Annotated in this window: 23 protein-coding genes; 4 read left to right on the top strand and 19 right to left on the bottom strand. The window is 37.0% G+C overall.

The features are described from left to right. Positions 1–106 precede the first annotated feature (106 nt). From ABES03_RS00765 to ABES03_RS00710, 12 genes are all read right to left on the bottom strand, one after another. Entirely contained in the window at positions 107–1,642 is a 1,536-nt protein-coding gene (locus tag ABES03_RS00765; protein ID WP_430114301.1) for a sensor histidine kinase, read from the bottom strand. Further along, positions 1,632–2,000 (bottom strand): response regulator, encoded by a 369-nt coding sequence (locus ABES03_RS00760; protein WP_430114299.1) that lies wholly within the window; start codon positions 1,998–2,000, stop codon positions 1,632–1,634. Before ABES03_RS00760 ends, ABES03_RS00765 begins: the two co-directional genes overlap by 11 nt. Then, on the bottom strand, positions 1,997–5,251 hold the full coding sequence (locus tag ABES03_RS00755) for a hypothetical protein (RefSeq protein WP_430114298.1): 3,255 nt from the start codon (positions 5,249–5,251) through the stop codon (positions 1,997–1,999). The genes ABES03_RS00760 and ABES03_RS00755 overlap by 4 nt, the downstream gene beginning before the upstream one ends. Continuing rightward, complete coding sequence (locus ABES03_RS00750) at positions 5,248–6,657, bottom strand: glycosyltransferase family 2 protein (RefSeq protein WP_430114296.1); 1,410 nt, start codon at positions 6,655–6,657, stop codon at positions 5,248–5,250. The genes ABES03_RS00755 and ABES03_RS00750 overlap by 4 nt, the downstream gene beginning before the upstream one ends. Before the next feature lie 2 nt (positions 6,658–6,659). Continuing rightward, positions 6,660–7,697, bottom strand: coding sequence for a HEAT repeat domain-containing protein (locus tag ABES03_RS00745; protein WP_430114294.1), 1,038 nt, complete (start codon positions 7,695–7,697; stop codon positions 6,660–6,662). Between the two features lies 1 nt (position 7,698). Beyond that, positions 7,699–9,318, bottom strand: a complete 1,620-nt coding sequence (locus tag ABES03_RS00740; protein WP_430114293.1) for a GGDEF domain-containing response regulator — start codon at positions 9,316–9,318, stop codon at positions 7,699–7,701. 320 nt (positions 9,319–9,638) lie between these two features. Beyond that, on the bottom strand, positions 9,639–10,442 hold the full coding sequence (gene proC, locus ABES03_RS00735) for a pyrroline-5-carboxylate reductase (protein WP_430114292.1): 804 nt from the start codon (positions 10,440–10,442) through the stop codon (positions 9,639–9,641). Between the two features lie 19 nt (positions 10,443–10,461). Next, positions 10,462–10,974, bottom strand: a complete 513-nt coding sequence (locus ABES03_RS00730; RefSeq protein ID WP_430114305.1) for a DUF3189 family protein — start codon at positions 10,972–10,974, stop codon at positions 10,462–10,464. Between the two features lie 124 nt (positions 10,975–11,098). Next, positions 11,099–11,497: a cytidine deaminase gene (locus ABES03_RS00725; protein WP_430114291.1), complete on the bottom strand. Its 399-nt coding sequence runs from the start codon at positions 11,495–11,497 to the stop codon at positions 11,099–11,101. Between the two features lie 25 nt (positions 11,498–11,522). Then, a complete protein-coding gene (locus ABES03_RS00720) occupies positions 11,523–11,693 on the bottom strand; it encodes a DUF1427 family protein (protein ID WP_335533597.1) in 171 nt (56 codons plus the stop codon). 22 nt (positions 11,694–11,715) lie between these two features. Continuing rightward, positions 11,716–12,390, bottom strand: coding sequence for a deoxyribose-phosphate aldolase (deoC, locus tag ABES03_RS00715; protein ID WP_430114290.1), 675 nt, complete (start codon positions 12,388–12,390; stop codon positions 11,716–11,718). A gap of 285 nt (positions 12,391–12,675) precedes the next feature. Further along, positions 12,676–13,620, bottom strand: a complete 945-nt coding sequence (locus ABES03_RS00710) for a sugar-binding transcriptional regulator (protein ID WP_430114289.1) — start codon at positions 13,618–13,620, stop codon at positions 12,676–12,678. A 149-nt stretch (positions 13,621–13,769) separates the two neighbouring features. Between ABES03_RS00710 and ABES03_RS00705 the strand changes: the two genes are divergently transcribed. Beyond that, on the top strand, positions 13,770–15,944 hold the full coding sequence (locus tag ABES03_RS00705) for an MMPL family transporter (protein WP_430114288.1): 2,175 nt from the start codon (positions 13,770–13,772) through the stop codon (positions 15,942–15,944). A gap of 19 nt (positions 15,945–15,963) precedes the next feature. Here the strand turns inward: ABES03_RS00705 and ABES03_RS00700 are convergent, their stop codons facing one another. From ABES03_RS00700 to ABES03_RS00675, 6 genes are all read right to left on the bottom strand, one after another. Beyond that, complete coding sequence (locus ABES03_RS00700) at positions 15,964–16,305, bottom strand: cupin domain-containing protein (protein ID WP_430114285.1); 342 nt, start codon at positions 16,303–16,305, stop codon at positions 15,964–15,966. A gap of 146 nt (positions 16,306–16,451) precedes the next feature. Next, on the bottom strand, positions 16,452–17,000 hold the full coding sequence (locus ABES03_RS00695; RefSeq protein WP_430114303.1) for a 2-oxoacid:acceptor oxidoreductase family protein: 549 nt from the start codon (positions 16,998–17,000) through the stop codon (positions 16,452–16,454). 3 nt (positions 17,001–17,003) lie between these two features. Next, a complete protein-coding gene (locus tag ABES03_RS00690; RefSeq protein WP_430114283.1) occupies positions 17,004–17,756 on the bottom strand; it encodes a thiamine pyrophosphate-dependent enzyme in 753 nt (250 codons plus the stop codon). Further along, positions 17,753–18,817: a 3-methyl-2-oxobutanoate dehydrogenase subunit VorB gene (locus ABES03_RS00685; RefSeq protein ID WP_430114281.1), complete on the bottom strand. Its 1,065-nt coding sequence runs from the start codon at positions 18,815–18,817 to the stop codon at positions 17,753–17,755. Before ABES03_RS00685 ends, ABES03_RS00690 begins: the two co-directional genes overlap by 4 nt. Positions 18,818–18,836: 19 nt before the next feature. Further along, a complete protein-coding gene (locus ABES03_RS00680; protein WP_430114278.1) occupies positions 18,837–19,067 on the bottom strand; it encodes a 4Fe-4S binding protein in 231 nt (76 codons plus the stop codon). Between the two features lie 14 nt (positions 19,068–19,081). Beyond that, complete coding sequence (locus tag ABES03_RS00675; RefSeq protein WP_430114277.1) at positions 19,082–19,759, bottom strand: hypothetical protein; 678 nt, start codon at positions 19,757–19,759, stop codon at positions 19,082–19,084. Positions 19,760–20,013: 254 nt separating this feature from the next. Here ABES03_RS00675 and ABES03_RS00670 point away from each other — a divergent pair, with 254 nt between their 5' ends. The 3 genes from ABES03_RS00670 (at position 20,014) to ABES03_RS00660 (ending at position 22,872) form a co-directional block, all read left to right on the top strand. Beyond that, positions 20,014–21,132, top strand: coding sequence for a metallophosphoesterase (locus ABES03_RS00670; protein ID WP_430114274.1), 1,119 nt, complete (start codon positions 20,014–20,016; stop codon positions 21,130–21,132). Between the two features lie 170 nt (positions 21,133–21,302). Continuing rightward, entirely contained in the window at positions 21,303–22,583 is a 1,281-nt protein-coding gene (locus ABES03_RS00665) for an ArsB/NhaD family transporter (protein WP_430114272.1), read from the top strand. 10 nt (positions 22,584–22,593) lie between these two features. Beyond that, positions 22,594–22,872, top strand: a complete 279-nt coding sequence (locus ABES03_RS00660) for a hypothetical protein (protein ID WP_430114270.1) — start codon at positions 22,594–22,596, stop codon at positions 22,870–22,872. Positions 22,873–22,925: 53 nt separating this feature from the next. Here ABES03_RS00660 and gndA read toward each other — a convergent pair whose 3' ends face one another. Further along, positions 22,926–24,338 carry an NADP-dependent phosphogluconate dehydrogenase gene (gndA, locus tag ABES03_RS00655; protein WP_430114268.1) on the bottom strand — a complete coding sequence of 471 codons (1,413 nt, stop codon included), beginning with the start codon at positions 24,336–24,338 and terminating at the stop codon, positions 22,926–22,928. Positions 24,339–24,498: the final 160 nt, after the last annotated feature.

Here is a 24,498-nt window from a genome sequence, read left to right as displayed (position 1 = left end):
TATAAAAATCAACAATGTTCCTTAACACAGCTTTATCTTAAGGAAAGAGGCTGGCTCCAGTGTTTTGAGCCAGCCTCTTTCCTCTTTTATTAGTATTATGTGTTTTTCATTGCGAATTACTATCTGATCGTCTATTTTTGAAGTTCGGAAATACAACGATAAAAATGCTCCCTTTTCCCAACTGGGATTGAACAGTTATTTCTCCACCATGAGCGATGACAATCTCTTGGGCAATTGCTAAGCCTAAACCAGTCCCTCCAATTTTCCGTCTATCCGTGTTATCCACCCGATAAAATTTTGTAAATAACTTGTCAATTGAATCTTCTGGAATGCCCAACCCGTTATCTCTTACTGCAATTTTTAATTTCTTATCACTTTTAAAGACTTGGATATTAATATTTCCACCTTCTGGAGTATATTTTATAGCATTATTTATTAAATTCGTGAAAACCTGAATGATTTTTGTCTCATCACCAAGTAGAACGGGATGGGCTTCAAAAGCTTCAAGCGTAATATCATGGTGTCTGGTTGTCATTTGCTGAACCTCAATTACCTTCTCTAAGAGCGGTACCATTTCAATATACCTTTTCTCATAAGATTGTTTACCTGACTCCAGACGCTGCAAGTCGAGAAAATCATTGATTAAAGCGGTGAGCCGTTTGGCCTCATTAAAAATAGTGGCAAGATATTTTTCTTTTCTCTCTGGTTTTAATTCACGGTGCAGCATTAATTCAGAAAACCCTAGAATACTTGCTAATGGTGTACGTAATTCATGGCTAACCGTGTTAACTAATTCTGATTTGATTTTCACAATTGAATCTAATTCCTTATTTCTTGCAATCAATGATTGCTCATTTTCTTGAACCTTTTCGACCATTTTTTGAAAAGCTGATGATAAAGCACCAATTTCATCGTCACGATTCATATAGGTAGGTATTAAAGCATCTTTTCCATCGGCAATATCATTTGCAGCAAAGGTAAGTTGGGTTAAAGGCTGTCCAACTTGCTTAAACATTAATCGAATAATCCTTAACAATAACAACAGAATGAAAAAGATAAATAAAACAAAACCAATTTGAATATAGGTTTTAATTCTTATTAGTTTTTGATAGAGAGTTTCACTGTCTTGATCAATGTCTTGCAAATAAGTATTCATCAATTTTCTAAATTGAATAACCCTTGCTGTTCCTTGTTTATTTGCTATATTTGCCACTTCTTCTTTATTTCCTGTTTCATATTCGTTAATGACTTTAGGAAGCGTATCATTAAAATAATATTGTGTAAAATCGTGAATAGTAACAAGTAATTGTCGATCTTGTTTAGTAGTAGCATGTTTAGTTAGTTCAATGACCAGACTCTTTATTTTAGGTTGTTGTGCAAGTGCATTATCTCTCAAAGATGGATTATCATAGGCAATATACCCTCGAATATCAAATAAAGCTTGATTAAAATAATCGTTTACTTCCACTGCAATTTTCTGTTTTACTTTTAGTTCATCACGCTTCGTAATATAGGAATTATTTAGAAAGTTTTGTGTTGCCAATAATAGCGTTGAACCGATAACAAAACAAACAAGAAAGAGTCTGGTGAGTATGACGAATCTTCTTACTAAACTTCTTTTAAAGACTAATTTACTTTTCATTAAAGATTTCCTCAACCATTTTCAATAGCTGACTTGGGATAAATGGTTTTGTCATGTAATAATCAGCGCCTGCCTCAAACACCTTTTCTTGTTCGGATTGCTGACTTTTTGCAGATAACATCAAGATCTTTGTATGGGTCTGTTCAACCATTGGCTTAATCTTCTGAATGACTTCAAGACCCGTTAGAAATGGCATCATATAATCTAATATAATTAGATCGTAGGAATTTCGTTCAATGAATTCTAAAGCCTCCTGACCATCCTCTGCTTCATCTACTTGATATTCCTTCTCTTCAAACGTATCAATAATCAGCATTCTTAATATTTCTTCATCTTCAGCTAATAAGATTCTTTTCACTTCAAACCACCATCCTTTATATCTGTCTTAAGGAACGTGTCTGCCATGATTTGATAGGATTTCTTCAACCGCTCATAATAAACCGGTGAATCCCAGGGCCTCCAACTATACAAATAACTTTCTTTTTGACGGACAAGATTTCCAGTTACTTTTGGATATGTTTCTTGAATCTTCCCTTCTTTTGTTGTTACAACAGCTGTTCTGATCCCTTTTGTTTCTTCGCTACCGGATAACCCTTGCTGCCAAAAATCCCCCATTACTTCTCTTAAGCTCGGATCTTTAAAGTTTAATAGCTGCCAAGGGATACGTACCTCAATATTTTTGTTGTCGCTACTAATACTAATATCCGTTAATGAGTCAAACTTTTTATTAGTAGGATTAGCATTTCCAAAACGTAGTACGCCTGTTTCATAACTCTGGAATGGAATTACAGTATTCGTTGTGGGGATGGTTAACTTCTTGTTTAATGCCAAACGAATAGGATGAAAGATGCCATTCTCCTTTTTGTTAGCATAGGGCTCTTCTGGAACCATATGTAAGAGCGCTGCATACTGAAAGTAGAACGTGTCATAATAGCTATCTACCATTACCCGAGAATCATTAGGTCCTGTTATTTTAACTAAAAAATCAATTCCATAGTCTGAATGGATCTTTGAATCTTTCGTTAATGAAATAGAAGACTGGCCTTGGTTATCTATTGTATCTAATAACAAATAAATTCCATTCTCTTTAAAATCCACTGGCTGGTTATACTTTAATTGAAAATAAACATAGCCACTGTTAGTGGTCATACGTACTTCACTTAAAGAGTCCTTCCTGTTGCTTGAATGGTAAATAGGCTTCACGCCTGCTAAGTCCCAATCCTGGGTTTCACCATCAACAATAATCTCTGTTTCCTTCTTCCCTGGTTCAAAACCAAGTATACCAAAGTGCTGCTCATTGGTTTGTTGGTTATTCCAGTATGGCCTGCGATCAGGATTATCAAAATCCATAGTATTCCATGTCCGCTTAAACCATTCATCCTGCCAGGTAAATACAAGACCGCCCGCATAGCCCTCACTTACAATGGACTGATATAACTGGCGATCAATCTTTCCTTGATCTTCTTCTGAATGAAATCCTTGATTCATTCCATTGGTATTCTTGTGTGTTAGGCCTCTGGAGGCCGGAACTCCGAACTCAGCCACTAAAACCGGCATGTTATGGGCTTCACGCAGTTCATGTAAATATCCTGCATAATTGCTTTTCTTCCCACTGGAATTAACATAGTTGGTATATTTCGGTTCATAATTAAGAAAGTCAGGATAATATGGATAGATATGATAGGAAGCAAACAATCCTGCATGAAAATTGTTCGTTTTTATAATATGATTGGGATTGATTGAAACCATATCTTCTGTCTCTAGCGGCTCACTCGGATGCTTCAACAAGTCTGTTGTTACCCAGTTGGTAAAACTAAGCGAGTGTTGCCATTCATATTGCTTTGACTCATAATCTGAAGCATAGTCAAGTAAACCTGCAAGCCATACTTCAAAAGGATTTCCTTCTTCCGTTTTAAAATACTTTCCACTGTATTGCCCAATAGCAACATGCTTTGCATTTGTGTTGGTTACCATGGAAGGGTCCCACTCGGTTCCTATAATCATTCCGAGTACATAAGTAGAAATATCATATTTATAAACGCCAGATGCATGTCCTGGACGGGCCGGCAATTTAGCGTTTCCATGAATAATATCAATCATATTTTTAATTTCTAATCTTGCATCCTCAACGTTCTCGGATGCATATGCATCCTGAGTACGAATCAGGTTTTCCTCATTCACCCATGTACCATGCATGATATACAGCGGTTTTTTTGCTATTTGGTTATATTCGTAAAAGGCTTCATAAAACTGTGGAGGATGAAGGGTATAAACCCTGATTGCATTCGCATGCATCGCACCAATTTCTTTAAACCAGCGGAAATATTCCTCTTTTGTAATGGCTGTTTCCCCAGGGAAATAACCTGGCTTACCAATCCCCATATTGACCCCTTTAATCAAGAAGTCCTGCCATTTTCCATCCTTTTGTATTTGAATATAGGAATCTCCTGTTTTTGAATTAAAACTGATTCCGTCTTGTTTAACCAATGCTACTTTTTCTTGAGTGCTTACCTGATGTATTCCATTTTTTAGAATATCCTTCATCAGTGGTACATAGGTTCTCCAGTAGAAGGAATCCCTTGCCCCAATTGTTCTTTTCCAAGTATCAAAGCCCTTTGTTTGATAAATTTCTGGAACCTCCGCTTCATCAGCATAATCACCGGAAAAATAATAAGACGAATATCTCGCATTTTTGTGATAAATGACTGCTGGAAACGTAGAGGGTATACCATAACCTTGTAACTGCTCTTTGGCCTCCTTTGTTACTGGTAGGCTGTAAGCTGCTAACACTTCGGTTTGTTTTTTAGGACTTATAATATCAAACCAATACTGATAATTGCCTTTCAAATTACTTGTGAAATGTTTTTTTCCATTTTCGGTCAAACTAAAAAGGAGTCCATCATCTTTAATCTCCTCTTTACTAATGACGACAATAAAATTACTTTTACTTACAAAAACAAAACCTTCTCCAGTAAATGCCCATTTCTTGTTTTGTTCTTTATAATGTGTTTTCACCCATTCAGGAACCTCTGATCCGTCAAGGTCCGAAAAATAACGGCCAATCCACCCTGACCATTCTACGTTCAATAAATTGGAGATTTTGTCCTTAGCCTGCTCTGATGTTGGACTAGCAAATGTATTAAACTCGGCTATTAATGTTTTTCCTTTAGAATGTAAGAGTGCCTTTTCGATTTGATTGATTTCACTTGATGTTAATCCTCCATAGATTTTTTCTGATCTTTCACCTGAAGGATTTTGAGCAAAAAAATCTTTCTCATACACTCCGTATTGGTCGGTTAAATAAAATACATCATATGGGTTTAAGTTTTTCGGTAAAGAGGAGATTGAATATTTCTGATCCTTTTGTGGTTCAAACCCTTTATAATCAGCAACCTTGGAATACGGTTGATTTCCGTTTTTAAAGTATTTCGCATTATTTAAAATCCAGACTAATCCCTTATGCTCCCGATAAGTTTGGTTTGGAACTGTTTTGTCTAAAATCAGTACATTTAACTTATTTGTAGGTTGAATTTTCCAAAGCCAAAAAGGGCTAGTTATAATAATGATTAATACTATGGTATAGATGATAAGATACGTTTGTTTTTTCATTCTGAAACACCTTTTCTTTTCATTTCTCCCCAGCTTTTATCACCTATTACCATCTGCCATATTCCTTCACATCTCCAAAGCACGGTTAGTGGACGATACCAAAGCGTCTCCGTTAGAGAATATAGAAAAAGCTTGACTATATCTGATACTTTTGGGTATTTTGTTAAACTCCACTCTTCTAATAACACGGCAGCCATTGAAAAAATTGACCCGTATAAACAAGATAGAAGAAACAATAAAATAGAATATTCAATGTAGATTCCCCCGAGGAATAAACATAAAATCATAAAAATATAGCCGGATAATTCCACAATCGGTCCAAAAAACTCGACAATCCAAAAGTACGGAAAAGCCAGGAATCCTATTGAACCATATTTCGGATTAAAGGTTAATTTTTTATGTGTCCATAAGCTCTCAAATAAACCTCTGTGCCAGCGTCGTCTCTGTCTCCGTAAATAGGTAATGTCCTCAGGTACCTCTGTCCAACAAACAGGGTCAGGGACATACACAATTTTCTTTTTTTGCCCTTTCTCCTTTAAAAGACGGTGCATTCGTACAACTAATTCCATATCTTCACCAACGGTATCTACCCGGTACCCACCCGCAGCAATCACCCAATGCTTTGAAAAAACGCCAAAGGCACCTGAAATGATTAAAAGAAGATTATGCCTACTTAGACCTATTCTGCCCATTAGAAAAGCACGCAAATATTCAATGATTTGCATCACCACAAGAGGCTTATCAGATAGCCCAATTTTGTGAATATGACCATTTTGAATTTGACAGCCATTTGCTATTCTCACACTTCCACCCGAAGCAATGACCTCTTCATCTGAATCAATAATAGGCTTCATAACCTTTAAGAAGGCATCTTGTTCCAAAACAGAATCACCATCTAGTGAGCAAAAGTAAGGATAGTGAGAGAAATTAAGTCCGACGTTTAAGGCATCAGCTTTTCCTCCGTTTTCCTTATCGATAAGAAATAGATTAGAAAGGATATCAGATTGGTATACTTTTTTAATCGGCTTTGAGTCCACTTGTTTTCTAATAACTTTTTTTATTTCCTTCATTTCATAATGCTCAATCATCTTTTCAAGTGTATGATCGGTAGACCCGTCATTTACAACAATGATTTCATAGGTTGGATAATTAACACTTAATAAAGACCGCACGCTCTGGATAATCCCTGCCTCTTCATTGTAAGCAGGAACTATAATGGATACGGGCTTCGTATAAAATTCATCCATATAATCCTCATAGGCTTGTACTCTGTCCAGCTGGTATTCCTTTCTTAGTTGAAATAAAGAAATAACCAAAATGGCTGTGTAAAAGACAATAACAATTACCATATAAACGGCTATAAACCAAGCAAAAACTGCTACAATATCTCCCCATTGAAAAAACATGGTTATACTCCTTTATAAAGCCATTCCCAGGCCATATCTTTCGCAAAGACATCATTCGATGTTTCTAAGACGGAACGTAATATTTCTTTTCCATTAGTAAATTGATCAATTGCTTGTCCAGCTTGAGAACGGACCCACCAGGATTGATCATGTAACAACTCAATTAATCTTTGAATGCCTCTCTCTTCCTTTAAAGACCCTATCAACTTGGCTGCAACCATTCTTTCTTCCCACTTATTGGAGTATAAAAGTTCTAAGTAAGGATCAACGTTTTTTACATAGCCGATTTCCGCCAACGCCTTTAATGCCCTTAGTTTAATTTCTCCTTTATAGCTTTTAAAAACCCTCTCTAAAAAGGAGAGATACGTCATATCTCTCTTCAGGGAAATGATATCAAGAATAGCCTTCTGTAGGGATATATTGCTTTTATGGAAATGCAGAATAAATTGATCGAATAGTCCACGTTCCGTGCGAATTAATATATTACGGTAATCGTATTCAGATAAACGGTCAAACTCATTTGTAAGGAGTTCAAACATCTGCTTAAAGTGAAATTTAGCAAGAATTCTCAAGACATGTACTAGCTCCTCACGAGAAATTCTTTTTCTTCTTAATAATCTTGAAACATCTTCTAAAAGCTGGCTCATATGAAAATCTTCAATATGATAAAGTGTATTCATCCGTGTACTCCATTTTTTGCTTTTAAGTTGTTTTCTATAGTAATCCGTTAAATATAATGAAGCGAGTTCAGACAGACGCGATTTTTCCTCTTCACCTTCAAGGTAGGTTGTATACCTGCTAAGCAGCTCCTCAATCGCCTTTTGCTGCAGTGCTGTTTTTGGAGTAAGTCCCCTCGCATAACTCCCTTCTGTTAACATAAAAAAAAGGCGAGGATTATATTGTTCTTTGTAAATACTAATCCTCTCCCTTTTCTTAATATCAACTGCTTTGCGAATAGTTAAGTATCCTAACAAAATGAACAATATGCCAAAGATGGAGAGTGTTAAGATTGAAAGGAACAACAATTCAAGATTTTCCATCCTATTTCATCCTTTTGATTAGCCGCTGTATTCGTGCTTGCAGTTCTTTTATACTAAATGGCTTAGTTACATAATCATCTGCACCAAGCTTTAGTGCTCTCTCAATATCGGACTCACTTTTTCTTCCCGTTAACATTAAGACATGCATATTCATGTCCTTTTTTAGTCTTTTCACCTTTTGAAGTATTTCGATCCCGTCCATTACAGGCATCACACCGTCCAAGATTAAAAAGTGCTCCCCAATTTCTTCTATCCGTTTCGATTCAAAAAGTTGAATTCCATCTTCGAATGCTTCTAGGTCCAATTCAAAATGTTCAAAGTCCATCGCCTTAAGGATTCGTAATAACATCGTTCGAATAATGACATCGTCATCAATAATCGATACGTATAATGTTTTTCTCGAAAGTTCAATTGGAGATTGACTAATTACTTCAACTCTTTCTCTACCATTTTTCTTTGCTTGATATAAAGCTTGGTCCGCTATTTTTAAGGCCTCTTCCAGCACGATTTCGGGGTTATGAATGGTAAATACTCCTGCGGAAAAAGTAACGGTAAAGATCGATTCATTTTTTTCAAAATTGATTATACTAAACTGTCCTAAGAGACGCGAAACAATCTCGACAGCATCATTTTGAGCCGTGTTTTGAAAAAGGATGACAAACTCTTCTCCGCCATATCTAAATACAATATCCGAACTTCTTGTATGCTCCTTTAAAAAGTTAGCAAATGTGGAAAGAACATGATCTCCAGTGAGATGGCCGAATGAATCATTTATCTGTTTGAAATGGTCAAGGTCGATAATGGCTATACTAAATAGTTGTTTGTTTCGAATTAAATCCTTAATATTTCTATTAAAAACATCATTTAGAAATTTCCTGTTGTAAAGTTTCGTAAGCTCATCTAGCATCACTGATTGGTCGTACAATTTTTTTCGTGTTAGAAGCCGTTCTACCCGGACGGTTAATTCCTCCAAATCAATTGGTTTTTCAATAAAATCGTCAGCACCAAACTTGTAAGCCTTCATTCTAGTTTCGCGGTCATTTAAAAGACTGATCATAATTTTAGGAACAAATTTCTGCTTGTTATGCTCATTTAAATCATGAAGGACTTGAAACCCACTGATGTCAGCTAAATTTATATCAATAATTACACAATCAGGATTTAAATCATAGTAATGGGCTATTGCCTTTTCTGGTGTGGTGTTGGCTGCAACCATCCACCCTTTTTCCTCAAATGTATCCTTTAACAAAATAAGCATAGAAACATCATCATCAATAATTTGGATTAGTGGGAGATGGTCGTCGTGACGAATTTCTTTGTTTTCCCCTATTTCATTAAAGTTTTCAAATTCATAGGAAAGATTAATTAAATCACCAAGAAAATTCATTAGCTCGTCTTTTTCCCATTGTTTATGATCTGTTTCTTCTATTTGTTCAATTAGTCTCCCTGAAAGTTGATATAGTCCTCCCAATTGAAGGGTTCCCGAACTCCCATGGACCGAGTGTAGAAATCGATATACCTCAGAATTGGAAATTTGTGATTCTTCCTTTACTTCAAACCACATGGAAATTTGGCTCTTTATCTTTTGAAAAAGTAAATTTTTATATTTTGTAAAATCCATACCCTCTACACCCCTATTTAACTAAGGAAAAATCCAAAAATAGTTCCATTCGTGTTCAACTATTATTCCCAATATTCTTCGTTCCTTGTGTATATTGAGTTTATAATTTTTTGATTAATGATACAACGAATTGCCTACAAAAAAACGAGAAAAATGACAAATAAGGAAGAATTTTGTCGATTTTTTCTTTTTTATATAATGGCTCTGTCAAAAATTGTCTGTTGATTTCCGCTCCAATCAACAGAGTATAAAAATCAACACTGTTCTTTAACATAGCCTAAATAAAAAAAGACCCATTTACATGGGGTCTTGATGTTTGCTCACTTTAAATTTTTAATCTTATTTGTACAGCTCTCCATTGCAGTAAGGATGGCTCCACGAAATTGTTCTCTTTCGAGAGCAGCAACAGCTTCAATCGTTGCACCACCTGGGGTACATACATTATCTTTCAGTTCTCCAGGATGTTTACCCGTTTCAAGAACCATTTTAGCTGCTCCAAGAACGGCCTGTGCTGCGAGACGATAGGCCTTATCTCTCGGAATTCCCTGTCTAACGCCACCATCAGCCAAGGCTTCTATGAACATATATACATACGCTGGCGATGATCCACTTATAGCAGGGATGGCATCCATTAGTTTTTCCTCTAGACGCTCACTTTTACCAAAACAATGAAATAATTGCTCCACTTCTCTGATTTCTTCCTCGCTAAGGACATCATTAGGACATAAGGCACTCATTCCTTCCCCCACTAGAGATGGGGTGTTCGGCATTGTCCGAACGACTTTTACTCGTTTACCAAACCAATGTTTTATATCTGAAAGTGTAATGCCCGCTGCAATCGTTACAATAATAGTATCTTCTTGGATTTCCTCTTTAATTTCAGAAATGACCAATTCATGAAGGTCTGGTTTAACTGCTAAGATCAGTATATTTGAAAACCTCGCTACCTCTTTATTTTGTAGGGATGTGAGGATTCCATATTTAGTCTCAACTTGTTTAATAGTTTTTTCAGACATAGCACTAGCCATTATGTTACGTTTAGGAATCACATTAGAAGTGACTAACCCTGCCATCATTGCTTGCGCCATTTTCCCCGCTCCGATAAATCCTATGTTTTTATTCATTTCTCTCAGCACCTATCTTCTACTTATACATTTCATTTTCCAATATAATTACTTTCTCTGAATAATTGGTCCTTCCAATTTCTTTTGTATTTTCTACTAACCGATATATATTATCGCAGCACTGTTTGGCACCTATCACTAATAATGGAACGCCAATAAAATCAATATGTAAACCTCTAGAAAAAAAGCCTCCCATTGACATAGCAAAGGGAACGGTTGGTGAAGTATTGGAAAATACAATTTTTTCATCAAACTTAAATTTCTCTTGTAATAATAAACTCATATCTTTCATTGCTGGAACAACATATTTGTTTCTTTTCCGTCCAATCGTATAAACAGAGTGGCCTTCCTCATCCACCCCGCGGAAAATAAGCTTTCCAAAATCCTCCTTTGTTAATTTGTTAAAATATTTTACATTTAAAATTTCTTCAGTTGTTAGTTTGCGCTCAGATTGTGGTAACAGCTTTAAGTGATAGGCCGCAGCCAAGGAAGTCGTATGTGTCCCGCCATAATCATTATAAATATAAATCATCATATCATCCTTTAATTTATACTATTAATATTATGGTTTTTTTTATTGCTATTAATTCTAGATAGACAGTAAAAACAAAAAAGAGAAGCTAATCCCATTCGATTAACTTCTCTTTGTTATTTTATTATTTTTGTAAGTCCTTTGGAGAAAATGCACCTGGAAGTAGGTCTTTTACTTGAATTTTTTGAACGTCACCTTTTAAATTCGTAAGTACAACTTCCATTTCAGGGTCACATAACTCAGAGATCACCTGACGGCAAGCCCCACAAGGAGATACAGGTCCCTCTGTTTCTGCAACAACGACAAGTGATTCAAATTGAGTAACACCCTCAGAGTACGCTTTAAATAATGCCGTGCGCTCAGCACAGTTAGTCATACTGTAAGCAGCATTCTCTATGTTACACCCATGGAAAATTTGACCATCTTTTGCTACTAATGCTGCACCTACTTTGAAATTTGAATATGGAACATAGGCAAACTCTCTTGCTTTATGTGCTTCTTGGATCCATTCTAATTTTTCCATCCTATTCACTCTCCGCCGGGGAATTTTAATGTTGAATTAACTTTGTAATCCAGTCAAGAACAATACCACCAAAGTACACACCGAATACCCCAACTACAGCTGAAAACACAGGAGGTGCAGGTAAAGGTAATTTTAAAAACTTAAATAGCATACCAACAATTAAACCAGCAATTAATGCCATAATAACATCTTTCATCTCGGTACCCTCGCATTATATATTAATAATTACTTAAAGAAAGCTCACCTTTACTGATTGACACACCAGAACTTGCTCCAATTCGAGTAGCTCCTGCTTCCACCATTGCTAACGCATCTTCACGACTGCGGACACCACCAGATGCCTTTACACCAATTTCTGGACCTACTGTTTCTCTCATAAGACGGATATCTTCCTCGGTTGCTCCACCTGTTGAAAACCCTGTAGATGTTTTCACAAAATCTGCTCCGGCTTTAACAGATAGCTCACATGCTCGTACCTTTTCTTCTTTTGTTAGCAGACATGTTTCAATGATGACCTTTACGATAGCTTTCCCTTTTGCAGCTTCAACAACCGCACGAATATCTCTCTCAACCAATTCATCTTGCTTATCTTTAAGCGCAGCAATGTTGATGACCATATCAATTTCATTTGCCCCATTTTCAATTGCATTTGTTGTTTCAAATGCTTTTGTTTCTGGAGTAGATGCTCCCAATGGGAACCCAATTACAGTACATACTTTTACTTCAGGAGTGTTTGCAAGCATTTCTGCAGCTGTACGAACCCATGTAGGGTTTACACAAACGGATGCAAATAAATATTCTTTTGCCTCTTCTACTAATTTAACAATCTCTTCTTTTGTTGCGTCTGCTTTTAATAATGTATGATCAATCATTCTAACGACATTCTGTGTCATTTTAAAATCCCCCAAGTCTTTTTAATGTAATTTATATAAAAGATTAATAGTATTTTTTATCACAATGTAACTATAACAAGCTCGTGAACATTTGTAAATACTTTTATGAACAAATGTAAAGAAATGTTCAAATTCTCGATCCGCAACAAAAAAACTGCCTAATCCGCTTAGTGGCAGTTTTTACGTTTGGTTTTTTTTATATTGCCTGTTGATTTCCGCTCCAGGCGCTTCGCTCCAATCAACAGGTTATAAAAATCAGCACTGTTCTTTAACACATCCTTACGTTTATTTATCCAGTAGGAATTTAGCTGTAAATTGGTCCGTAATAAGAACATTTGCATATTTTCCTTTTAGTGCACCGTATATTCCATCTATTTTATTTGGTCCCCCAGCCACAAGAATGGAATACTCCTTCTTCCTTAGGTCATCAAGATTAACTCCTAGCGTTCTTTCATTTAAACTGTCATTACAGATTTCTCCATTCATATCAAAGAATCGAGAACAAATATCTCCGACAGCCTTCCCATATAAAGATTCCAAGTCGCTCTCTGTAAAATAGCCCAATTGGAATAGTAATGAATCTGTTTTTATGGGACCCATAGTAAATAAGGCAATATTCGCTTGCTTTCCTAATTCAAGTATCTTTCGAATATGGCGGTCTGCTTCCATGGCTTGTTTGACAACTACATGGTCTACAATAGCTGGTAGTGGAAGATTATGGGGGGCTGTATTATAGGCCTTCCCAAATAAATATAAGATTTCAGATGCATACGTATTTGTTTCAGCGTAGCTAACTCCGCCTTTTAATTGAACGACCTTTACATTTTTTACAAATTTCTGTTTCAGTTCTGTGGCAACATGATAGATGGTCGTTCCCCAGGTTACCCCGATTATGTCATCATCCTTAACTATTTCATCAAGGTACGCCGACGCTTTTTCGCCCAAATAATTTTTTATAATATGATCATCATATTGAGGAATAGAGGCTACCACAGCTTTCTTTAAATGAAATCGCTTTTCTAATTGTTTGCCTAAATTTTCAACATCCTCAGTAGGATCCATTATATTAATTTGAACAATCCCATCACTTTTCGCTTGTTGTAGTAATCTAGAGACAGTTGGACGGGACACACCCAACATTTTTGCAATTTCATTCTGATTATAATCCAATAAATAATATAATTTAGCTGCTTCAATGACCTTACTTATCTTTTCTTTATCCACCTGCATCACCTAAATAGTTATATATTTTCTTTATTGTAACAAATAATAGGAGTGAATTCATCATTACTTTACATTTGTAAAATTCCATTTGAACATTTTATCGTAAAATGATAACGACTAAATTAGGAAATAGTATGATAAAAGGAGGTTATCCCATGGAAAAATTAGGAGGACTTCTATATGCCTATAGAAAGTGGGTCCTATTAGGATGGATCATAGCCATCGTCTTTTTTGGCATTTTCGCCTCTAAATTGCCCTCAGTTTTAAGCGGGAATGGCTTTGAATATAAAGGTGAATATAGTGAAACAAGAAAACTGCTTGAAAGAGACTTCGGACATGCTAAATCCTCCATCATTCTTGTTTTTGAAAAGGATCCAACAGTCAGTAAAGTAAGCTTTCAAGACTTCATTCAAGATACTTATAAAAATTTAAATGATTTTAATGCTGCCACGCAGAAGACGTCTCCCTTAGAAGGAGATGGGATGATAAAAGAAAATGTAGCTTATGGTCTTCTAACATTTAACCAAAAAGCAGAAAGTCTTGGAAATGAGATTCATCAACTAAAAGACATCCTCCATAATAAAAAGGGATTAAAGGTCACAATGACTGGTGAACCCATTATTGTTCAGGATCTGAATGTGGCGAGCCAAGAGGACTTGGCAAAAGCTGAAATGATTGGACTTCCTATTGCCTTAATCGTGCTGATCCTTGCTTTTGGTGGTCTCATTGCTGCTTCCCTTCCGATTATCATCGGGATTGTCTCCATATTAACCACTATGGGAACGGTCTATTTCTTTAGTTACAAGGAAGATTTATCCATTTTTATTTTAAATATTATTCCTATGATTGGACTTGCCTTGAGTATTGATTTCGCCTTATTGTTTATCAATCGATACAAGGAAGAAGTAGAAACTAAACCTGTTCAAGAGGCTATAATGATTACAGTAGTTACTGCTGGACGGTCGATTGTCTTTTCGGGATTGTGTGTGTTCATTGGATTGTCTGCTCTTTGGTTTATAAAAATTGATATATTTCAAAATGTTGCCCTTGGCGGCATGACGGTTGTATTTATTTCTGCTTTTTGCGCGTTAACCTTCCTTCCTGCCCTACTTGCCTTATTAGGAAAGAATGTAAATAAATTAAGCGTACTGCGGGTAACCAACCATAAAAGAAGTATTTGGCATAGCTTTGCCAAATTTGTCATGAGACGCCCTTTTCTAATGACTGGTTCTGCACTTGTTATTCTATTAATTGGACTGATTCCAGTGAAACAAATGATATTAGCAATTCCTGGGACAGAATCCCTTCCGCCAAAATACCCTTCAAGGGTAGCTTTAGAAACCTTTAAAGAACATTTCGTTGCAGAAGAAAAACGGGATGAGAAAAAAGTGACGCTGGTACTTGAATCTAAAGGAAACATTCTTGAACCTCACAATTTAGAAAAGGTAAGCCAAGTGATACAAAAATTAGAAAAGGATCCTCTTGTCAATACAGTAGATTCACCTTTTTCAGTCACTGGTGTTTCGGATAATGTTCAACTTCAGCAGTTTCTTACCCATGGGGATCAAAGAAAAGTAGCCCCAATCGTAGACTATTTTATAAGAGATAATAAAATGCTGTTAGAAGTGTACTTAAAAACAAGTGAGCATTCTGCAAAAGCACGGCACTGGGTACGTAATTGGTCCAACAAGGATTTAGGAATGAAAGCCTCATTTGGTGGACCGATTAAATTCGAGGAGGAAATATTCTCTGAAATATTTCAAAAAGCTCCATTTGGCTTACTATTAATTGTCATATCAACTTTCTTTATTTTAATGGCGGCGTTCCGTTCACTCCTTATCCCAATCAAAGCAATTCTAATGAATATCTTAAGTCTTGGTTGTACGTTTGGAATTCTCGTCTGGATTTTCCAGCAAGGGCATTTTGGAGTAGCTCCTGTGGAAATTGCCTTAATTTTACCTGTATTTGTTTTCACTCTCGTTTTTGGCCTTTCTATGGATTATGAAGTTTTTTTAATCTCAAGGATCCAGGAGTTTTATTTAAAGACAGGTGACAATAATGAGGCAACCATTTCAGGGTTGACATACACAAGTAAGATTATTACTTCTGCAGCAGCCATCATGATTGTTGTAACTGGAGCGTTTGCCTTTACTGGAGTTATGCCTGTGAAGCAATTGGGGGTAGGAATTGCTATCGCCATTTTTATTGATGCTACGATCGTAAGGATGGTGTTAGTTCCTGCTTTAATGAAGTTATTAGGAGATTGGAATTGGTGGTTTTTTGGGTTGAATTATAATAAAAAGTTAAAGCAAAGGAAAAAGCCAGCCTAGTGATGTAGGCTGGCCATTTTTATATATTTTTAGCGTAATTTTCGTTAGGATATTTGCTTAATACCACATATAAGCTTACTGGCTCTTTGCCATTATTTTTGAAGGACATTTCTTCTTCACTATTTACGTGGATTAAGTCTGTCTCGGACACTTCAGTTTCTATCCCATCAATGACGATTGTTCCCGTTCCTGTTACGACAAAAATGTATACTTCCGTACCTGGATGCTTATGAATAGGGAGCTGCTGGCCTTGTAGGAAGTTTAGAACGAAAGCTGTGGTTTCACCTTTTTTAAACATAACTCTTTTGGTAAATCGCTCTTCACTATATTCCATATATGACTTAACTGAATTCTTTTCCATCAATAATTCCTCCTTAGCATCTTACTACACTTATTTTAATTGAAAACCATTTTCAATTAAGTGAGCCACATCACATTATCTTGTTTGACACAAAACTATATTTTTATAACAAAAAAATCAGCCGTTTGGAACGACTGATTTTCGTATTAAGAAATATTGACGTTCACGAGAGATGCGCCCTTTTTCAATGCCTGTTCATTTATTTCTATTAAATGATGTTTATCAGCTGATAGGACTTTCTTTAATGATTCAATAATCGCTTCCCCCGAAACAATTTTGGTCCGCTCTAGAAAAGCTCCTAACAATATCATATTGGCAACTCGGGAATTTCCTAAATCATTAGCAAGGTCTGTCGCACTGATTTCAATCGTTTGGATATCCTTACGCTCCGATGTCCTGACTACCAATGATGAATTTATAATTAAAAGCCCTCCTGAACGAACGCGTGGCTCAAACTTATCGAAGGAAGGATTATTCAAAACGATCGCTGTCGTTGGTTTGGTAACAAGTGGGGAGCCAACCGGTTCATCACTGACAACCACTGCACAATTCGCTGTCCCACCCCTTTGTTCTGGTCCATAGGAGGGAAGCCAGGAAACACCTTTCCCTTCAAGCATTCCAGCATAGGCTATGAGTTGCCCCATTGACATAACACCCTGCCCACCAAAGCCAGCAATAATAATTTCTTCTAACATCACTTAATTCCCTCCCTCTTTATTTTTAAATACTCCGAGAGGATAAGCAGGAATCATATTGTCTTTTACCCAATCAAGAGATTCATGAGGGGCAAGTCCCCAATTAGTTGGGCACGTGGATAACACTTCAATCATTGAAAAGCCTAACCCTTTCTTTTGTGTTTCAAAGGCCTTTCGAATTGCCTTTTTAGCCTTCAATATATGTGGAACGTCATGTGAAGAAACACGCTCAATATAGGCAGACCCATCAAGAGTCGCAATCATTTCTGATACTCGAATGGGCAACCCCTGAACACTTTCTGTTCTTCCATATGGTGTGGTCGCTGTTTTTTGACCAATTAAGGTTGTTGGTGCCATTTGTCCACCAGTCATCCCGTAGATTGCATTATTGACAAAAATGACGGTGATATTCTCTCCCCTAGCTGCAGCATGAATGACTTCACTTATACCAATGGAGGCCAGATCTCCGTCGCCTTGGTAAGTAAACACAAATCGATCTGGGAGTACACGCTTTATTCCCGTTGCTACCGCAGGTGCACGGCCATGTGCAGACTGTGTCATATCGCAGTTAAAATATTCATATGATAACACTGAACACCCCACTGATGCGACACCAATCGTATCTTCAAGTATATCCATTTCTTCTAGTACCTCACCCACAAGGCGATGAATAACACCATGTGTACATCCAGGGCAATAATGAGTAGGTTTATCAGTCAGCCCGTTTGTCTTGCTAAAAACCGTTTTCATTGTCATACGTTCACACCCCCGGCTACCGTCATAATCTTATCGAAAATTTCTTCTTGTGTCGGTACTACTCCTCCAGTCCTGCCAAAGAAGTCAACAGGTGCATGACCATTTACTGCAAGACGAACATCCTCAATCATTTGACCTGCGCTCATTTCTACTGAAATAAAAGCTTTTACTTGATCTCTTGTTTCAATAAATGGCTTATCAGGGAATGGCCAAAGAGAAATGGGTCTAATTAAGCCAACTTTAACTCCTTTTTGTCTTGCTTGATTAATGCTATTCATCGTAATCCTAGCAACGGTTCCATAGGCAACCATTATATAGTCAGCATCGTCAATTTGATAAGTTTCATATCTGACTTCATTTTCTTTAATTGTGGCAAACTTCTTCTGAAGCTTCCAATTACGCTGTTCGAGACTTTCTGCATCCAGTTCAAGAGAAGTGATAATCCTTGGCCCTCCATCTCCACGTGTTCCGGTTGTAGCCCACTCTTTTTTGTCTACAAGTGTCTTTTCACGTTCTCTAAATTCCACTGGCTCCATCATTTGCCCAAGCATGCCATCACCCATTAAAATAACGGGAGTCCGGTAACGGTCAGCAATGTCAAAGGCATCCTGAGTTAGTTCGACAATTTCCTGCAGGCTTGCTGGTGCCAATACAGGGATATTATAATCGCCATGTCCCCCACCTTTTGTCACTTGAAAATAATCGGATTGGGCAGGCTGGATATTCCCTAAACCGGGACCACCGCGAACGATATTACAAATCACCGCAGGAAGCTCAGAACCGACTAAATAGGATATTCCTTCTTGTTTTAAACTGAAGCCTGGACTAGAAGAGGACGTCATCACCCTTACACCGGTCCCTGATGCCCCATACACCATATTGATGGCCGCGATTTCACTCTCTGCTTGAAGAAATAAGCCACCTACCTCAGGAAGCCTTCTTGCCATGTAGGCAACAAGTTCACTTTGCGGTGTAATTGGATAGCCAAAAAAGTATTTACAACCGGCATGGACGGCTGCTTCTGCTATAACTTCATTTCCCTTCATTAACACTTTCCCCATGAAAAAAACTCCTTTCCAATCACACAGATTGCAAGATTTTTACTGGTCTATACACGGCTATGACAGAATCAGGACATATTTGTGCACATTTCGCACAGCTAATACAATGCTCCTGGTCGACAACTGCAGCTGGTCGATATCCTTTTCCATTTAAATAGTCTGAAAGAAAAATAACGTTAGTGGGACAAACTTGCACACATAAGCTACAGGACTTACAAATTTCTTCATTAAAAACTACCCTTTTCTCCAAAGTCATTCACTCCTTTAATATTCCCATGGTAATTTCATAAAGCGATTAATAAAAACAACTTCGTGGGTTTTGGAGAACTCTTCAGCTTCTTTTTTCAAATGGGACGATATGGTTGAATAGAGTAGAGGAATTTCGAGTTTCTCTGCCACATTTTTACTAAGCTCATACCCTTTTTCTATGTCATTCATCGTGGTTTCCGCAGATATATTTGAATTGTTAATAATCCCTGTCACTTTTAATCGTGAGACTTTTTCTATCTGTTCAACCGTATACAATGCTCCTTCTATCGTGCTGACATATGGGCGATTCCCATTTAGAACAAAGAGTAGCTCCGGGTTTAAGTCCTTCCATTCATGATAATATTGCCCCAATGCTGTAGCACCGTCCTTATCACCACCTGCATCTACGATTAGCCTGTATCTATAGTCATGCAATACACGATACATTTCTCCTGAAACGATTGGCAGGTCGGCAGTGGCCAAGTGACTCTTGGGTGAAATCAATTCAATGTCGTACGCCTGAAAAATAGGTGCAATATCCCGGGAGCGATAATATGGATTTATGATATCTAAATCATTAATGGCCACCCTTCCATGGTTCTGCCTCTCGGTTAAGGCTAAATTGATAGCAATCTCTGTTTTCCCGCTGCCAAAATGGCCAGATATAATGGTTATTCTTGTGTTAGGATTCATTTAAAGAGTCCCACCCATCTTTATGTTGTAAGCGTTTCCAAAAGTACTACCTTGGAAAATTTTCCAACTACTTCACTTCTCATTATAAGCTACCTTTTTTCTTCATCGCTTTGACCAATGTCACACTTCACATTATTGTCATAAAAGGGAAAAGAAGCCTTGAAGAATTATTCAGGGTATTAAACCTCATATTTCTAAAAAGAAGACAAATACTAAGTTTACTAAAGTCAATCAGAAATTTGAGGGAGGTCATTATGGTGCAGATGAAAAGGTTCACTTTTTTGCTTATATTTTCTTTCTTTATGCTTACAAGTTCCTCATTAACGCACGCAACTGAAATCACTCCAACCAACGATGAAATTGTCCGTTTGAGAATCCTCGAAACAACTGATCTGCATGCTTCACTTCTCAACTATGACTATTATCAAACAAAAGTGGACAATCAGATTGGACTCGTTAAAACTGCCACTCTCATCCGTAAAGCAAGGAAAGAAGCTGCTAATTCCTTATTATTTGATAACGGCGATCATTTAAAAGGAAATCCGCTCGGCGAATACCTTGCAAGAATCAGAGGAATTAACAAAGGAAAGACGCACCCTGTTTACCGTGCCTTTAATTATCTTAAATATGATGCCATAGCTATTGGAAACCACGAATTTAATTATGGCTTAAAATTTTTAAACGCAGCTTTAAAAGGGACAAAGATGCCTGTCTTAAATGCCAATGTTTATTCAGTTAAAAAAAATACGCCTTACTTTACTCCATATGTAATATTAAAAAGAAATGTAGTGGATCAAAATGGATTACAGCATGAACTGAAGATTGGGGTTGTTTCATTCATGCCTACACAAATTATGAAGTGGGATAAGGCAAACCTTGAGGGAAAAGTATTCGCTAAACCTATTGTTGATTCTGCTAAGGAATATGTCCCTATCATGAAAGAAAAAGGAGCCGATATCATTATTGCCCTTGCACACACAGGTATTAGCAATGAACCCTATAATCCTGAATCAGAAGATGCCGTCTACTATTTAACAAAAATACCTGGTATCGACGCCGTTTTAGCTGGTCATTCACATAGTGTGTTCCCTGGTCCTGCTTATAAGCAGCTTCGCAACACTAACATGGAAACAGGAACAATTAATGGAAAACCTGTTGTCATGGCAGGTGCATTTGGTAACCGACTTGGGATTATCGACCTAAAATTAAAGAGAGCATCAGGCAAATGGAGAGTGATTGATGGAGAGTCCAAAACTGTCCCAATTGCTGATGAATCGGGGAAATCTCTCGTCCCAATTGATAAGGGCTTATATCATTTGATGAAACCAGAACATCAGGAAACAGTAGATTTTATTAAAAAGTTAGGACTATAGAAGGTCTTTTACGCAATTTTTAGACAAATTGCCCCTTTACTTTCTTAGTATACTTTTATAAAATAAAGGTAATAATATATTCGGTGAATTTTAGGTGGAGTCTGTCAAATACGGGCTCCTTTTATATTTTTTTCACCAATGAATAAAAATTTTGGGAGAAGAGGTCGATCATGTCAACACAAGCAATTATCGCAATTGGCGTATTTCTCATCACCTACGCCTTCATAGTCACAGAAAAGATTCATCGGACAATCATTGCCATGGCCGGCGGTATCATGATGGTTTTACTGGGAATTGTCGGTCAAGAAAAGGCCCTACACCATATTGATTTTAATACTCTCGGATTACTAACAGGAATGATGATTATTGTTGCTATCACCTCCGAGACAGGTCTTTTCAAATACATAGCCATTTGGGCAGCCAAAAAAGTGAAAGGGGACCCATTAAAAATCCTTCTTGCACTTGGCCTCATAACGGCCTTAGGATCAGCCTTTCTAGATAATGTAACTACGGTCCTTTTAATGGTACCAGTGACTTTTAGTATTACTAGACAATTACGGGTTAACCCGATACCTTTTTTAATCACTGAAATTATTGCTTCCAATATTGGAGGAACGTCGACTCTTATTGGGGATCCCCCGAATATCATGCTAGGAAGCGCAGTTAAAGAATTAACGTTTATGGCCTTTATCGATAATCTTACAGCGATTTCATTTTTTATATTATTTGTAAACATTGCCATTTTAGCGCTTATCTATCGGAAACAGCTTCGGACATCTGCCGAATTGAAAGCAAGCTTAATGGACTTAGACGAAAAGGAAGAAATCACAGACAAATCGCTTCTAATCAAGTCGCTGTTTGCCCTTTCTTTAACTATTTTAGGATTTTTCCTGCATCAGCTGTTACATATTGAATCCGCCACAGTTGCCTTAGCAGGAGCTTTTCTATTACTTCTCTTAACAGGGGAGAAATATTTAGACAAGTCCTTTGGAAAGGTTGAATGGACAACAATTTTCTTCTTTATTGGGCTATTTGTACTCGTTTCAGGGTTAATTGAAACAGGAGTTATTTCATTACTAGCAGATTACTCCGTTCATCTAACTGGGGGAGATGTAACCTCTACGTCAATCTTAATTCTATGGGTTAGTGCGATTGCATCCGCGTTTATCGATAATATCCCGTTTGTCGCAACGATGATTCCGATGATTAAAGATATGGGCGAACTTGGTATCAATAATTTAGAACCACTTTGGTGGAGTTTATCACTTGGAGCTTGTCTAGGGGGAAATGGAACTTTAATCGGTGCAAGTGCCAATGTTATTGTAGCCGGACTTGCGGCAAAAGAAGGACATCACATTACATTTGGGAAATTCCTATTAATTGCCTTTCCACTTATGATACTTTCTATCATAATTGCTACTGTTTACGTTTATTTAAGATATTTAATTTAGGAGGAGTATGATGAAAGTAGAGTATAAATATGATGCACAGCTTCTCGATATAATAGAAACCGTTAACGGAGACGATTTTGAATTCACGATTACCTTATTGGATAATCAGTTAAAAAAAGGCCTTAAACTTGTTCGAGAATACTTTGAGGAAAATAAGATTTTAACAGATATCCATTATTACATTCATCCTAATAACAGGTATCAAATCATCGTAAGAAAAGATTTCTATAATGAATTTTTAATTCAATTATTTAGACAACAATTATTGCAAGAAATAAAATGGGCGTAAAAATGCGAGGCAGACTCAATAGAGACTGCCTCGCATTTATTATTTAATACCCCTTATTCCATCCAGTTTGTGTGGAATATTCCGTCCTTATCAACTCGTTGATAGGTATGTGCACCAAAATAATCACGTTGGGCCTGTAATAGGTTAGCTGGAAGGGTTTCTGTACGATAACTATCGTAGTAGGCAATTGCACTAGCAAAAGAAGGAACAGGAATTCCTCGTTCAATCGCTAGAGAAACAACTTGTCGTAACGAACCCTGATAGTTTTCAACAATATCTTTAAAGTAAGGGTCTAATAAAAGATTAGCTAATTCAGAATTTTGATCATAGGCATCTTTAATCTTTTGGAGGAATTGAGCTCGAATGATGCAACCGCCTCTAAAAATCATGGCAATATCTCCATAGCGAAGATTCCAATCATATTCTTCTGATGCTACACGCATTTGTGCAAATCCTTGTGCATAGGAGCAAATTTTGCTCATATACAAAGCTTTACGGATTGCTTCAATTAGTTCCTCTTTGTCTCCCTCAAATGGACGAACGCTAGGTCCATTAAGAATTTTACTTGCTTTTACACGCTCGTCCTTCATTGCCGAAATAAAACGGGCAAATACTGATTCTGTAATAATCGGTAATGGTACTCCTAAATCTAAGGCATTTTGACTGGTCCATTTGCCGGTACCTTTTTGACCAGCTGTATCCAAAATCACATCAACTAGTGGTTTACCCGTTTCATCATCAACCTTTGTAAAAATATCTGCCGTAATTTCTATTAAATAGCTATCTAATTCCCCTTTATTCCAATCAGCAAAAACTTGGTGAAGTTCTTCTGCACTTAAACCAAGGACATTCTTCAGAATAAAATAGGCCTCGGAAATTAATTGCATATCCCCATATTCAATCCCATTATGTACCATTTTCACATAATGCCCCGCTCCATTTGGTCCAATATATGTACAGCAAGGGTCACCTTCCACTTTAGCTGAAATGGCTTCGAATATTGGCTGTACTAGTTCATATGCCTCTTTTTTCCCACCTGGCATAATTGCCGGACCTTTTAATGCGCCTTCTTCACCACCAGAAACACCTGTCCCTATAAAATGGAAACCAGCCGACTCGAGTTCTTTGTTTCGTCTGATTGTATCTTGAAAGAATGTATTCCCGCCATCAATAAGAATGTCGCCTTCTTCTAAATATGGTTTTAAGGAATCAATGGTTGCATCTGTTGCAGTTCCTGCTTTCACCATTAATAAAATTTTTCTTGGTTTCTCTAACAAATTTACAAATTCTTCAACTGAGTGAGCACCCGCAAAATTTTTCCCTTCAGCTTCATTCTTTAAAAATGCTTCTGTTTTATCATAGGAACGATTAAAAACAGCCACTGAATATCCTCGACTTTCAATGTTTAACGCAAGGTTTTTCCCCATAACAGCTAAACCAATTACTCCGATTTGTTGCTTTGTCATTCTAACGCCTTCTTTCTATTTGTTCTATTTTTATAATTAAGCTCTATCTTCTATAGTTTGGCTCTCTTTAAAAAGTATAACACTTATTAAATTTTTATATAAAAGAAACACCTTCAGGACTTTTTCATTTTACCAAGCCATTGTTAAAATTGCCTGTTGA

The sequence above is a fragment of the Neobacillus rhizosphaerae genome, assembly GCF_050477885.1.
Lineage (GTDB): Bacteria > Bacillota > Bacilli > Bacillales > Cytobacillaceae > Neobacillus > Neobacillus rhizosphaerae_A.
The sequence above is the reverse complement of the archived record's forward strand: the minus strand, read 5'-3'. Positions and strand labels throughout refer to the sequence as shown.